Here is a 13,865-nt window from a genome sequence, read left to right as displayed (position 1 = left end):
CCATATGTCTCAATCTCCGAGCATTTCGCCTGGTGAGCAGATTTCAGGCCCATCAGTTTCGTACTGTCGTAGTCATGAGTGCCTCCTCCTCCCTTGCCGCAGCCGACAGCGACCTCGGAGGGATCGCCGGATGGGCAGTGAGTCTGATGGAGGCCATCGGTGGCCCCGGCGCAGGAATTGCGGTGGCCGCCGAGAACTTCTTCCCGCCGCTGCCGAGCGAGATCATCCTGCCGCTGGCGGGGTTCACCGCATCCCAGGGCGGTATGACTCTGCTGAGTGCGCTGTTCTGGACGACGGCCGGATCGGTACTCGGCGCACTGGTTCTGTACTGGCTCGGCGTCAAACTCGGGCGCGACCGGATGTACGCCATCGTCGATCGGATGCCGTTCGTCGGAACCGACGATCTGACCAAGGCCGAGGATTGGTTCGCCCGCCACGGACGGTCGGCGGTGTTCTTCGGCCGCATGATCCCGATGGTCCGTTCGGGCATATCCATCCCGGCCGGAGTCTCACGGATGCCGGTTCTGCAATTTCTGCTCTACACCACCCTCGGCAGCCTGATCTGGAACTCGATCTTCGTGCTCGCCGGCTACTTCCTCGGCGAGAACTGGCACTACGTGGAGAACTATGCGTCGGTGTTCCAGTACGTCGTCATCGGCATCGTGGTCGCGCTGATCGGCTGGTTCGTGGTCAAGAAGGTGCGGTCCCGCCGCGTCGAGGTGCAGTGACTGCTCACAGATCGTCGATATCGATGAACCCGTCCTGCAGAGCACGCACCAGCAACGTTGCTTTGGTCGGTGCCGTTCGTCCCACTGCCGTGTACTTCGCTCTGATGCGAGTCAGGTGTGTGTTGACGGTTCCCATCGAGAGATAGAGCGAGCGCGATGCCTCCGCTTTGGAATCCGAGATGAGCCATGCGGTGAGAACCTCGATTTCACGAGCGCTGAGCCGTGGGTCGGGGGCATCGCCGATGCGGATGTCGAGCACTGTCATGAAGATCCTCGATTTCGGGCGTCACCGCTGTCCCGGTGGCGCTGACACGGCCAATGACACAGCACTCGCTCCGCTGCGTCACTCCGAGGAATGACCGAGGTTGCTCTCACTCGAGAGTGAACACTGTCACCTGCGCCGTCACGGTCGGCCCCACCTCGGTAAAGTCCGCCACTATGACCGATCTCGACGCGACCGCCGCCCACTTCGTCGAGGCGGGTGTCACATTGTTGGTCACCCATCCGCAGAAGATTCTCGAACGCGGATTACGTATCGAAGACGTCGTTCACGAGGCCGACTCGTCGACAGCAACGTTCTTCCGCAAGTTCAGCACCAAATCCGACTTCCTCGCCACGGTCGTCGAACATCTGTCTCGAAATCCTCCACCCACCGACGTTCACGAGACTGTTCGCATCCAGATGACGGACAGCGGTGCATCGATTCGCGCGACGGTGACTGCGCTCGTTGCGCGCTACTTCCCGGCGGTCATCGACCGGAGGAGCATCACCGAGTCTCTTCTCGATCTTGTCTTCAGCGGGCCGACTTCCGGGGCCCTCGCCGGAAGCTACCGCGTTCGAGACGATGCCGTACTGGAGGCATTCGAGGCACTGTTCGATCCCGACGGTGGAGCCTTTCGCCGTCCCTTCACGGCCCGATCGTTCGCCATGACTGTCAATGCTGTCGTCGACGGCTTTCGCATCCGCAGTCAGGTGGACGCCTCTTCTGTATCGGCCGATGTGATGCCCGACGCGGTGCTGGCCTTCCTCGGGGCCGTCGTCGACACGTCCGGACATCATCAGCACCTCGACGACGTCGTGCGGGATGTCGGAACACCGGTCGAGGAGCGGCCGCTTCCTCGCGATCCGCGTGCCGCGATCGTCACCGCGGCGCGCGACGAGTTCGGTAAGCGTGGGTACTTCATGACGCGTATGGACGACGTCGCCGATATCGCCGGAGTGCCGAGGGCAGCGTGCAAGACTCTGTTTCCGACCAAGCCGTCCGTCATCGTTGCGGCACTGCAGAGCCGGGTCGATCGTCTTCGTGAGTCGGTGGCCGACGACCGACTGCTCGGCCTCGACGAGCTCACGATTCTGCAGAATCACATGCTGCGGTGCGCGCAACTCGCCTCCGACGAACTCGAATTCATGGACGCTCTCCTCGTCGCCGTCGCACACGACACTTACGGCGAACCGGAGGGACTGATCTCGATCAAGGAAAAGCTCAACCTGCCGGCAATCATCGCACCGGTCATCGCACGAGGGCAGGACACCGGCATCTTCCGAAAGAGCTCGAGCCCAGTCGATCTCGCGGCAGGCATCACCAACACGCTGCTGATGCGGTGTTTCACCCGACGACAGAACAGCCCGCAGGACAACGCGACGTTCGTCGGTGAACTCCTCCTCGACGGACTCATTGCGCGCTGAGCATCGACCGCGTGCCATCGGGTCCCGCTGGATTCCGTCGGCGAACCGGTCGGGCGCAGTGAGGATCTCGTCTGCCTGCCACACCCACCTCGATTAGCAAAACGAATGGTATGAATATTGCGCGACGTTCGTCGCAATGGTGACGAACGGAGCGAGGGCCATGGACGAGGACACGCAGCCCACCGAACGCAATCATTCTGCGCTGCTGACCACACTCGTCCTGACGTCGATCGTGGCACTCGGCGTGGTCGCAGCGGGATTGACCGCTCCAGCCGAAGAGCCCGAATTGACTTCCCTTCCAACAACATCGGCGACTCCCGTTCCGGAGCCCCCGCAACCTGAGTACGTGGTGGTCACCCCGGAAGTCGACATGTCGGCGAGCATCCCGGGGTGCGATACCGTCGAGCCTCCGAGCGAACCCTCGTACTTCGGCATCACCACGATGGGCGACGAGTCGTACGACAATCCAGCCGCCCCCTGGTACGACGGACCCAGAGCTCACCTCATGTCCGAGGCGTTGATGGCAGCGCTTCCCGCCGAGATCTCATCGACAAGGTCCTTGTACTTCGGCCCGATACCCGCGTCGGACGAATCTCAGGATTTCGTCCTCGACTCGGCGCATGCATCCGCCCCACTGGCCGCGGGTGGCGGGTCCGACTATCTCAGTGTTTCTGTCGGCCCGGCAGACTCGGCCGAACCACCACCGTGTGTGGCAGGACAAGTGGACGAGCGACTGAATCTTTCGGACGGAACGGTGCTGGACGCCGACGATACGTGGCGCGAAACCAACGGTCAGCGGTCCTACTCCCGGACGGCCACCGCGTATACCCCGGACAACACTGTCGTCTCTGCCTCCGTCTCGGGCGGGAACGACCCGGACACGTTGACACTGACGCTCGACGACTTGGTCCGAATAGCCACCGATCCTGCGCTCAGAATCACTGCTCCCGTCCCTGACGGAACACCTGGCAATGTCACCGACTGCTACGGCGGCTGGGACGACTCACCGACGGCGTCGTTCTCCCGCGATGAGACTCGAACGCTCAACGACGCCTTACGCCGAGCCGACGTGGCAGCACTGGCACCGACTCCACCCCTCGGCGCACTGCACACCAGTGAATTCGGTTCCGGGCTCTGTCAGACGGTGAACAGCACTGCCGGGAAACTTACGATCAGCGTTACTCGGGCCACTCCTGACATCGAATCCGATTCGACGACAATGGCGGAACCCCAGCTTCTGTCACCGAACGAGTACGGGACGGGGGCCTCGGTCTCCGTCGTCACGCCGTCAGGGCTCGAGATCGCGGTGTCGACGGACCGACCGATGGCGGATCCAGCATTGCTCGACAACCTGGCGAACACACCAGGATTGGACCTTCCATGACGCGATGGAACGAGACGACGAAATTGGTCGTTGCGGCGGTCGTCACGACGCTGTCGGTCGGTGCTGCGGTAGCCGTTGTTGCGCAGGACCGATCGACGACCATCAAGAAGATCACCGACTCCTCGGACGAAGCGCCAGGGTTGGCGTGGGCCGTCGACGCGGCGGACATGGGGCTCGAAGGAGCTACCTTCGCCTCTCCACGCACCGGTTCCATGTATGCATGGGGTCTCGGTTCGATCGTGATCGGCGGTACAGCTCTCACACTGGCCGTGGTGTCCTCGGAATCCGGCAACGACGAGGCAGTAATGGTCGGAATCGACACCACGGACGGCACGGTTCTGTGGAAGACCCCGGCCCCGGACCTAGCGGCGTGCGCCGACGAGCCGCTCGATGGACAGCTGGTCTGCCACCAGCCCACCTGGGGTGAGACTCCCGGCTACGTCACCTTCGATCCGGCTACCGGCGAATCGCGAAACTACCCTACTGATCTCGATCTTTTCGCCGTCACCGTCGCAAACGATCGCGTGTACACGACATCGGGCGACCTCGAGGGTAACGATGTTCTGCTGCACCGCGGAACGCTGGAGAATCCGAGCGCAGAGTGGGCGGTTCCGCTGCACGCGTGGGCCGGTTGGGAAGACGACTACGCCACCGCACTGAAGGTCGGTGACGACATCGGAACCTTCGACGTCGGGGGCGGTTTCTCCACGTTCGACGCCGCGACCGGCCGACAACTCTGGAAGACGGACAGCCTCGAGGATTGCCTCGGAGCCGTGGGACGCACCGCAGGCGACCTGGCCATTGCAGCGGTGCAAGATTGCGAAGGTACGAGTTCGAATCGAAAGGGTCGGTCGCCTTCCGTCTGGACGGCACGGTCCTCGCACGGTCGGACAGTCCTGTCGTACAACAGCCTTCGCTGGACGAGCCCACCGACACGTCGATCCCGATCGTTCTCGGCGATACGGCCTTCGATCGCACCACAGGTGAGCAACTGTGGCGCGACGACGCCTTGTCCTATGACTTTCCCGGAGACGAACTCAACGAGCCCCGCACGTACGCCACTCTGAAGTACGTCATCGGCCACGTCGGGTTGCTGCAGGCATCCAACGGCACCACAGCGCTCGATCTGCGAAACGGCGAGCATCTGTGGCAGGCCGGGCTGAACGGCAGCATCATCGGGCGCGACGGTGATCTGGTGCTGACCTCGGCCGGCACGGATCTGTCGGCGGTCGACGTGACCACCGGTGAGACCGGGTGGACTGCGTCGACGTCGATGATGTTTCCTGACGACGAATCGATGAGCTTCGAGATGCTGGTCGACGCCGCCGATGGCAGCTATCTGGTGCAGTCGGGCACCAAACTGGCGATGCTGCAACCACTCCCCTGAATCAGTCCTTCGGAACGCGGTACCGGCCACCTTTGACGACGAACACCACGTATCCCAGAATGGCCAGCACGAACAGCGCCGTCGGTACCGCGAGAACCCAGACGCTGACGGAGTCGCCTGTGGTCGCGCCCGCAACGCCGGTGATCCAGGCGAAGAGCAATGCCGTTGCCGCGCCGATCCAGTCGAGATCCTCGGCCATCTTCCGGTTCAGCTCCGGTCGATTCTCGGCGGCAGTCCAGTACTCGTGCATCCTTCGACTCGGCAGATTCACCATGGACGCCGGAACCTTGGGCAACCACCAACCGATGCTCGCGAACAGCCCGATCGTCGCAAATCCGATGCCGCCCATCGTGAGCAGGAAGGACAGCTTGGACTCCATGCGATCGACCTGACCGGATCCGTCGAAGTGCGCGGGAACTCGATCCCCCGCGGTGACGGCGACCCAGATCAGAGCAGCGATGAACACCAGAGTTGACAGCAGCAGGGCCGCACGCGAAAGCTTCATCGAAGTCCACATTAGTGCCTCCGGCATCGGTGTGGTGCCGTGGCTCCGGGTCGCTCCGCTCCGGCGCTACGGAAGGCAATTGTCCGCACCACTGCCGGAGGCACCGATGCCCAACAACGAGTTCGGGGACTTCCAGACCCCGATCGAGTTGGCACGTGCGTTGGTGAGCACCCTGCCTCGAAGGGCGTGGACCCGCGTCCTCGAACCCACGTGCGGTGTCGGGAACTTCCTGTCTGCCATCGGGGAGCGCCATCCCGATGCAGAACGTGTCGGAATCGAGGTGCAACCCGAGTACGCCACGGCAGCATCGACATTCGGCAGAGTGATCACTGCCTCGATTTTCGATTTCGACCTTGCACGCGACATCGCATGGACATCCGCGCCCGGCCCTACTCTCGTCATCGGCAACCCACCATGGGTGACCAATTCTCAGCTCTCGGTTCTGGGCTCCAGCAACAGACCGGCTCGTGCGAACACCGAGAACGCGCGCGGAATCGATGCGATCACCGGAAGCTCCAATTTCGACATCGCAGAATTCATTTGGATCAAGTTGCTCACCGAGTTCGCAGATCGCCCGGTCACCGTTGCGATGATCTGCAAGACCCAGGTAGCGCGAAACATCCTGTTGCACTGCGCTCGGCACGGCCTTCCGATCACCGGTTCGAGTCTGCGCCCCATCGACGCCAAGAAGTGGTTCGACGCCGGAGTGGATGCCTGTTGGTTCGTGGTCGAACTCGGAACCGGCGCAACCGACCACACCGCGCAGGTGTATCCGAGCATGGATGCACTGCACCCCAGCACCAGAATCGGAGTGGTAGACGGACAGCTCGTCGCGGATGTCGACGCCTACGAGCGAAGCAAGCAGTTCGATGGCATCAGTTCACTGATGTGGCGGCAGGGCATCAAACACGACGCGTCTGCCGTCATGGAACTGACCGAGAACGACGGTCCACGAACCAAACTCGGAGCCTCGGTGGACGTCGAGAGCGAGTTCCTGTTTCCGCTGTTCAAGTGCACCGATGTCTACCGCGGCAAGCTCACCGAGGTGTCGCGGTGGATGGTCGTGCCGCAGTCGCATACCGGTGACGACACCTCGCAGTTGGCGGACAGCGCGCCGAAGCTGTGGAAGTACCTGACCGACAACGCGACAGCTCTCGACGGCCGAAAGTCGTCGATCTACCGAAGTCGCGCCCGGTTTTGCATCTTCGGTGTCGGACCGTACACGTTTTCTCCGTACAAGATCGCGATCTCCGGGTTCCACAAGGTTCCGCAGTTCAGGCTGGTCGGCCCCTACGACGGCAGACCTGCGGTGTTCGACGATGCCACCTATCTCCTGCCGTTCGAGGACCCAGCGGCGTGCGCGGTCGCCCATGCACTGTTGACCGGCCAGGAGGCCACGGATCTCATTGCTGCACTGGCATTCTGGGACAGCAAACGACCTGTGACGAAGAAGCTGTTGCAACGCATCGACCTGCACGCGATCGCCTGCGCGACCGACCCCGGAGCGCTCCGAGAGCGCGCTTCCGATGTTGCGGCCAGGCACGGTTTACTGTTGGGGGCAGCATCGCTCACTCGCGCGGTGGATTTCGCGAGGGAACGGCCACAATGAATTCAGATGCTCCTCAACGACAGCCTGTTCCCGAGCTGGCTCTACTCCTCATCGGCGGATCCATGTTCTTTGTGGCCACAGTCGTCGAGTCGGATGCGTTGTTCATTGCGTCGATTCTCCTGTGCGTATTCGCCGGTTTCGCAGCCTTGATCTCGACGTGGTTGTCCCGTCAGAGCCGGCGAACCATCGCGCTTGCCACCGTTGTGGGAGTGGTTCTCACCGGCGTCGGATCGGTGTACCTGGTGAAGGACGCATCGGAGCCCGTCATCTTTTCACTCGGTTTTCTCACTTACCCTGGCGGCAGTCTCGCACTGTCCGGAGTCATCAACCTGGTGTCTCGCGGGCTCCGTCGCCACGCCGGCTAGTTTCCACCGCGTGGCGGCCCGTGCCACGTTCGCCGAGCTACGTCGCCAGCGAATCATTCCGTGAGGGAGCCACCCTGCGTACCGCCCGAGTGGGCCGGATAGTTTGAATCGGCACGAACGACGATAGAGACCTACGGGAGAACAATGCATCCGTTCGACACAGCAGTCGCCCTCGAGACCGTCGGCGACGGCACGTATCGCGGCAGGACATCGGCGCCGTACAACAACATGGTCGGCCCGTTCGGTGGCATCACTGCTGCGACGTTCATCCGAGCCATCGAACGGCATCCGGAATGCCTCGGATCGCCGGTCTCGCTGACGGTCAACTTCGCCGGTCCGGTGGCCGAGGGCGAGTTCGAGATCTCGGCGCGCGCCGTGCGAACCAACCGGAGCAATCAGCACTGGTACCTCGAACTCGTCCAGGACGGTGCCGTCGCCACCACGGCTACGGCGGTGTTCGGAACCAGGCGCGAGACGTGGGACAACACCGAGGCCGTCGCACCGGCCGTCACCTCCCCCGCCGAGACGCCCCGAGGCAACTTTCCCGACGCGATCGCCTGGGCGCAGAACTACGAGATGCGTTTCGTTGCAGGCGCTCTGAACGACCAGGAATCACCGGACTCGACCGAGACACTGTGGATCCGCGACACGCCGCCGCGTCCGGTGGACTTCGCTGCGCTGACCTCGCTCAGCGATGTGTTCTACCCCAGGATCTTTCAGCGCCTCGGTCGCTACGTGCCGGCCGGCACCATCTCGCTGACGACCCACTACTTCGCGACGCCCGAAGATCTCGAGCAGCACTCCGACGGGTACGTCCTCGGCACCGCACGAGCACGCCGGTTCCATCAGGGCTATTTCGATCAGACGGCCGAACTGTGGACCGAAGGTGGAACGTTGCTGGCCACGAGCCACCAAGTGGTGTACTACAAGGTCTGACCCACTCCGACCTCTGTCTCGGGTTCGGTCGACGCCGTTCTGGGTAGCGTGAACCCATGACGCATCCCTCGACGCACCTCGACATCGTCGCCGCTCCCGGTGTGTTCGCCGATCTCGCGACGGCGCAGGAATTGGTCGCCAGGGCGCTGTCGGCCCGAGGACTGACGGGCGGAATCGTCGACACCGCATCCGGTTCCGACGAGGTGATCGTCGTTCCCGGTGACGGGATCCCGATCGACACGGCGTCGTACGGTGGTGTCGTTCGAGTCGATCTGGGCCAGAGCACACCGGACAGATCACCGGGCATCCGCACTCACATTCGCGGCCGCGGACTCGACGGTCTGCGATTCGCGATCGACAGCGTGTACTTCCACCGCTTCCACCCCGGAACGATCCTGCACTACGGGGATCACCCCGAGCAACGCGTCGAACAGCGGTTACCCGAGGGCGATGGCCCGTTTCTCGTCGCCGTGCTGATCCACGGTGGCTATTGGCGTTCGCGATGGGAATTCGACCTGATGGACGCAATGGCCGTGGATCTGACCGCGCGGGGTTACGCCACGTGGAACGTCGAATATCGTCGCCCCGACGAACACGGGTGGGATGCGATGACCGGCGACGTCGCAGCCGCTCTGGCGGCGCTCGAGACCGCACCCGGCAATCTCGACCTGAACCGAACAATAGTGATGGGGCACTCGGCGGGCGGTCAACTCGCTCTGCGCCTCGCAGCCGATTCGGCTGGAAAGGCCGTAATCCCGGCTCTCGCAGTGAGTCTGGCCGGTGTCCTCGATCTACGGGTCGGCGATGAGCGCTGGCTCGGTGAGGGTGCGGTGTCGAATGCGATCGGTGCGCGATTCGCCGGCGCGCAGGAGACGTACGAGGCATCGTCTCCGATTTCGAGGCTTCCGCTCGGAGTTCCGCAACTGGTGGTGTGCGCGGTATCGGACGATCCCAACCTGCTCGAGATCAGTCGGGCGTACTACGCCGCCGCGTCGGCGGGCTCGGATTCGGTCGTCTCGGTCGAAGGGCCCGGGGGCCACTTCGCGGTCATCGACCCCGCGTCGGAGATCTACCAGGACATGGTTCGCGAGGTCGACGCCCGAATCCGAGGTACCCGAGACCACGCGTCCGAGTAAGTCCGTATCGTGCATGGTGTGACACGCAACACAACGACGTGTATGCCGAGACTTCAGGAGCGAGATCGATGAAGAGCACCATGCAGGACACCCCACTGTCCATCGGCCAGCTGGTTCGATTCGGGACGTCCATTCACTCCTCGGCCGAGATCACAACCTGGACCGACAGCGGTCCCACCACGGTGACTTTCGGGGAGTTGGGCAGGCGGGCAGCGCAACTGGCGCACGGTCTGCGGTCTATCGGCATCGACGACGATCAGCGCGTCGGAACGTTCATGTGGAACAACGCCCCGCACATGGAGGCGTACATGGCGATTCCTGCGATGGGCGCGGTGCTGCACACACTGAACATTCGACTCTTTCCCGAGCAGCTCACCTACATCGTCAACCATGCCGAGGACCAGGTGATCATCGCCGACGCGAGTCTGCTCCCTCTGCTGACACCTCTGTTGCCGACGTTCGAGACCGTGCGGCATCTCGTCGTCGTCGGCGTCGATCCGACGCAGGTCACTGCACCCGACGGTATCGAGGTGGTGGGTTACGAGGACCTACTCGCGGGCAAGCCGGAGGAGTTCGACTGGCCCGAGCTCGACGAACGATCAGCTGCCGCAATGTGTTACACCTCGGGCACCACCGGCGACCCCAAGGGAGTCGTGTATTCGCATCGCTCCATCTACCTGCATTCGATGCAGGCCTGTATGACCGACGCGATGGCGATCGCACAGTCCGACAAGGTCTTGGCCATCGTGCCGATGTTCCACGCGATGTCGTGGGGGTTGCCCTATGCAGCGCTGATGGTCGGCGCATCGTTGATCATGCCCGACAGGTTTCTGCAGCCGGCACCGCTGGCGGAGATGATGTCGACACTGCGACCGACGGCTGCGGCGGCCGTTCCGACCATCTGGCAGGCGCTGCTCGCTCATCTGGACGAGCACCCGGCCGATCTGTCGAGTCTGCGTGACGTGGTGGTCGGCGGTGCCGCGTGTCCACCGAGTTTGATGCGGGCGTTCCACGAGAAGTACGGGGTGCACATCTCGCAGGCCTGGGGCATGACCGAGACATCGCCTCTGGGCACGTCCGGCAAGCCCGATGCCGGACTGTCGCCCGAGGACGAGTTCGACTTGCGTTGCACGCAGGGCAGATTCGTCGCCGGAGTGCGAGCCCGGCTCGTCGGCGATGCCGGTGAGGTATTGCCGTGGGACGGTAAGACCGTCGGTGAACTCGAAGTCCGTGGCCCCTGGATCACCGGCAGCTACTACCGCGCCGACGCAGACGACAAGTTCGACGACGGCTGGCTGCGGACCGGTGACGTGGGCACCATCTCCGAGGGCGGCTACCTGCGGCTGACCGATCGCTCCAAGGACATCATCAAGTCCGGTGGCGAATGGATCTCGTCGGTGGAGCTCGAGAACCAGGTGATGGGGCATCCGGCAGTTCGCGAGGCCGCGGTGATCGGGGTGCCCGATCCGAAGTGGGACGAGCGGCCCCTGGTGGCCGTAGTCGTCCGCGAGGGCGCATCGGTGACAGCCGAAGAACTCAAGGAGTTCCTCGACAGCCGCGTCGCGCATTGGCAGCTGCCGGAGCGATGGACCTTCATCGACGAGGTCCCGAAAACCAGCGTCGGCAAATACGACAAGAAGCGACTGCGTAGCTCGCATGCCGACGGGGCATTGAACGTCATCGAGTTGGTCTGATCCGGTCGGCGAGTTACACGTCCCTCACACGACCTACGAATACCAGTAATGGTCTACCCCTAACGTCGTAACCGACAGCGACGACAGGGAGCCACCGACAGTGTTGATCAACCGTTGTGCAGCGGCACTGGCGGTGACCTCGGCCGTTCTCCACCTGAGAATGGGGATCGGCAGCGCGATCGGTGTTGTGGTCGCCGCCATGGCCGTGGTGTGCCTGCTGTGTGCTGCCGATCTGTGGCGGTCGACGAACAATCGCCCGTGGGTTGTCATGGCGGCGGCGAGCGCCGTGATGCTGCTTGCGCACGCATCCGGTCCTACGGGACATCATCAGGCCGTCGTGACCGACAGGGTCAGCGACGTGTCGGCGGCCTCGATCGTCGCGGTCGTCGAACTCACGCTCGCCGCCGTCGTCGTGTTCCTTCGCACGCGCCGCATTCCGCCAGAACTTCTCCACTACCCACTGCAGGAGCCCCGATGACCGATACCTTTGCGCCCGTTGTAGTTCACCCCCTCGAACCGCTGACCCCGCAGGAGATTTCGAGGACGTCGGCGATAGTCGTTCGCGAGCGGAGTCTGACCTCCGCTGCGCGCTTCGTCTACATCGAGCTGCTGGAGCCGACCAAAGCCGCTCTGCAGCAATCGGATACGGACCGTCGAGCATTCGTCGTCCTGCGTGATCGTGACGCCCATGCCACCTTCGAGGCAGTGGTCTCGCTCACCCGTGACGCCCTGCTCAGTTACACCGAGATCGCCGATGCCCAGCCACCCATCACGTTGGAGGAATTCCTTCGCTGCGAGGACGTCATCAAGGCCGACCCGCGCTGGCAGGAGGCGATGATTGCACGCGGCGTCACCGATTTCTCGCTGGCGATGGTGGACAAGTGGGCCAGCGGCCACACCATGGAGGGTGACAATCCCGGTGGTCGACGCCTCGCCCGCCCGCTGACGTTCGTACGAAGCGAAGCGCAGGAGAACGGATATGCGCGGCCCGTCGAGAACCTCGTCGTCACAGTCGATATGGACACGATGGAGGTGGTCGACGTCGCAGACACCGGAGTGGTGCCCATCCCACAGACTCCCGGCAACTACCTACCCGGATTCTACGAACGCCCCGGGAATGTCCCGGAGTTCCCCCACCAACGCGCACCGATGAAGAAGATCGACATCACCCAACCCGACGGTCCGTCGTTCACGGTGGACGGCCACTACGTCGAGTGGGCGAATTGGCGCTTGCGCGTCGGCTTCACGCCCCGTGAGGGGTTGGTGCTGCACGACGTCGGTTACGTCGATCGCGGAACTCTGCGGCCGATCATCCATCGCGCGTCGCTGTCGGAAATGTACGTGCCCTACGGCGATCCCGGTGACAGCCAGTGGAACAAGAACGTGTTCGACGAGGGCGAGTACGGTTTGGGCGTTCTCGCCAATTCGCTTCAGCTGGGCTGTGATTGCCTCGGTGAAATTCACTACTTCGACGCGTACGTCAACGATCAGGACGGTCAGCCGATCGAACTTCCGAATGCGATCTGCATGCACGAGGAGGACTTCGGCATCGGTTGGAAACATACCGACTTCCGCGACAACGTTGGCCAGGTCCGACGCAACCGTCGGCTCGTGGTGTCGTTCTTCGCCACCGTGGGCAACTACGACTACGGCTTCTACTGGCATCTGTATCTCGACGGGTCCATCGAATTCGAGATCAAGCTGACCGGCATCATCTCCACCGGCGCGATCGAGCCGGGCAGGATTCCCGAGTTCGGCACCCTCGTCGCGCCCGGTCTTTACGGGCCGCATCACCAACACTTCTTCAGCGTTCGCCTGGACATGAACGTGGACGGGCCACGCAACAATCTCTACGAACTCGAAGCCGAGGCCGTTCCCGCTGGGCCGGACAATCCTCACGGAAACGCGTGGCGGCAGACCAAGCGTCATCTCGTCACCGAATCGCAGGCGCAGCGCGTCGCCGATCCACTCCGGGCTCGTTCCTGGTTGATAGCCAACGCGGACAGGAAGAACAAGCTCGGTGGGCACATCGGGTACAAGATCGAGCCGTCCGGTGCGGTCGCTCTGCCTCTGGCACAGCCTGGTTCGCAGCAGGCTCGCCGAGGCGGGTTCGCCACCAAGCACCTGTGGGCGACGCCGTACGCAGAACGGGAACGCTATGCAGCAGGTGAGTACGTGGCCCAGAATCCCGGCTTCGACGGCCTGGTGGCATACACCGCGCAGGATCGCTCACTCGAAGACGCAGACCTGGTCATCTGGCCCACGATCGCCGCGCACCACGTGGTGCGCCCCGAGGATTGGCCGGTCATGCCGGTCAGCCATGTGAGTCTGCACCTCAAGCCCACGGGATTCTTCGACGGCAATCCGATGCTGGATCTGGCACCGGAGACGCCGAAGCTCGCTGGGCACTGCTGCACCGAGTAGCCAGCCACGTC

At 63.2% G+C, this 13,865-nt stretch carries 14 protein-coding genes; 12 read left to right on the top strand and 2 right to left on the bottom strand.

Features of this window, described 5'->3' with window-relative positions; all coding sequences use genetic code 11:
- The first annotated feature begins 74 nt into the window (after positions 1 to 74).
- A complete protein-coding gene (locus tag AB0362_RS19620) occupies positions 75 to 728 on the top strand; it encodes a DedA family protein (RefSeq protein ID WP_068046954.1) in 654 nt (217 codons plus the stop codon).
- 4 nt (positions 729 to 732) lie between these two features.
- On the opposite strand, the gene AB0362_RS19615 is transcribed toward AB0362_RS19620, so the two are convergent.
- Positions 733 to 993 carry a LuxR C-terminal-related transcriptional regulator gene (locus AB0362_RS19615; protein ID WP_068046957.1) on the bottom strand — a complete coding sequence of 87 codons (261 nt, stop codon included), beginning with the start codon at positions 991 to 993 and terminating at the stop codon, positions 733 to 735.
- A 173-nt stretch (positions 994 to 1,166) separates the two neighbouring features.
- On the opposite strand from AB0362_RS19615, the gene AB0362_RS19610 reads away from it, so the two are divergent.
- The 4 genes from AB0362_RS19610 (at position 1,167) to AB0362_RS19595 (ending at position 5,185) form a co-directional block, all read left to right on the top strand.
- Positions 1,167 to 2,414, top strand: a complete 1,248-nt coding sequence (locus AB0362_RS19610; RefSeq protein ID WP_317810819.1) for a TetR family transcriptional regulator C-terminal domain-containing protein — start codon at positions 1,167 to 1,169, stop codon at positions 2,412 to 2,414.
- Positions 2,415 to 2,574: 160 nt separating this feature from the next.
- Positions 2,575 to 3,798 carry a hypothetical protein gene (locus AB0362_RS19605; protein WP_269595424.1) on the top strand — a complete coding sequence of 408 codons (1,224 nt, stop codon included), beginning with the start codon at positions 2,575 to 2,577 and terminating at the stop codon, positions 3,796 to 3,798.
- Entirely contained in the window at positions 3,795 to 4,865 is a 1,071-nt protein-coding gene (locus AB0362_RS19600; RefSeq protein ID WP_269595423.1) for a hypothetical protein, read from the top strand. Before AB0362_RS19605 ends, AB0362_RS19600 begins: the two co-directional genes overlap by 4 nt.
- The gene (locus tag AB0362_RS19595; RefSeq protein WP_269595422.1) at positions 4,808 to 5,185 is read left to right on the top strand and encodes a PQQ-binding-like beta-propeller repeat protein; all 378 of its coding nucleotides are present in this window, start codon (positions 4,808 to 4,810) and stop codon (positions 5,183 to 5,185) included. Before AB0362_RS19600 ends, AB0362_RS19595 begins: the two co-directional genes overlap by 58 nt.
- Before the next feature lies 1 nt (position 5,186).
- Here AB0362_RS19595 and AB0362_RS19590 read toward each other — a convergent pair whose 3' ends face one another.
- Entirely contained in the window at positions 5,187 to 5,690 is a 504-nt protein-coding gene (locus AB0362_RS19590) for a DUF1648 domain-containing protein (protein ID WP_269595421.1), read from the bottom strand.
- A gap of 79 nt (positions 5,691 to 5,769) precedes the next feature.
- On the opposite strand from AB0362_RS19590, the gene AB0362_RS19585 reads away from it, so the two are divergent.
- The 7 genes from AB0362_RS19585 (at position 5,770) to AB0362_RS19555 (ending at position 13,854) form a co-directional block, all read left to right on the top strand.
- Positions 5,770 to 7,299, top strand: a complete 1,530-nt coding sequence (locus AB0362_RS19585; protein WP_317810820.1) for an SAM-dependent methyltransferase — start codon at positions 5,770 to 5,772, stop codon at positions 7,297 to 7,299.
- Entirely contained in the window at positions 7,296 to 7,664 is a 369-nt protein-coding gene (locus AB0362_RS19580; RefSeq protein ID WP_317810821.1) for a hypothetical protein, read from the top strand. Before AB0362_RS19585 ends, AB0362_RS19580 begins: the two co-directional genes overlap by 4 nt.
- Before the next feature lie 144 nt (positions 7,665 to 7,808).
- Complete coding sequence (locus AB0362_RS19575; RefSeq protein ID WP_317810822.1) at positions 7,809 to 8,600, top strand: thioesterase family protein; 792 nt, start codon at positions 7,809 to 7,811, stop codon at positions 8,598 to 8,600.
- A 56-nt stretch (positions 8,601 to 8,656) separates the two neighbouring features.
- Positions 8,657 to 9,736: an alpha/beta hydrolase gene (locus tag AB0362_RS19570; RefSeq protein ID WP_317810823.1), complete on the top strand. Its 1,080-nt coding sequence runs from the start codon at positions 8,657 to 8,659 to the stop codon at positions 9,734 to 9,736.
- A gap of 68 nt (positions 9,737 to 9,804) precedes the next feature.
- Positions 9,805 to 11,430 (top strand): long-chain fatty acid--CoA ligase, encoded by a 1,626-nt coding sequence (locus AB0362_RS19565; RefSeq protein WP_317810824.1) that lies wholly within the window; start codon positions 9,805 to 9,807, stop codon positions 11,428 to 11,430.
- Positions 11,431 to 11,530: 100 nt separating this feature from the next.
- Positions 11,531 to 11,908 (top strand): hypothetical protein, encoded by a 378-nt coding sequence (locus AB0362_RS19560; protein WP_317810825.1) that lies wholly within the window; start codon positions 11,531 to 11,533, stop codon positions 11,906 to 11,908.
- Complete coding sequence (locus tag AB0362_RS19555) at positions 11,905 to 13,854, top strand: primary-amine oxidase (protein ID WP_317810826.1); 1,950 nt, start codon at positions 11,905 to 11,907, stop codon at positions 13,852 to 13,854. Before AB0362_RS19560 ends, AB0362_RS19555 begins: the two co-directional genes overlap by 4 nt.
- Positions 13,855 to 13,865: the final 11 nt, after the last annotated feature.

The sequence above is a fragment of the Rhodococcus sp. NPDC079359 genome, assembly GCF_040702585.1.
Taxonomy (GTDB): domain Bacteria; phylum Actinomycetota; class Actinomycetes; order Mycobacteriales; family Mycobacteriaceae; genus Rhodococcoides.
This window is presented reverse-complemented; position numbering and strand designations above follow the sequence as displayed.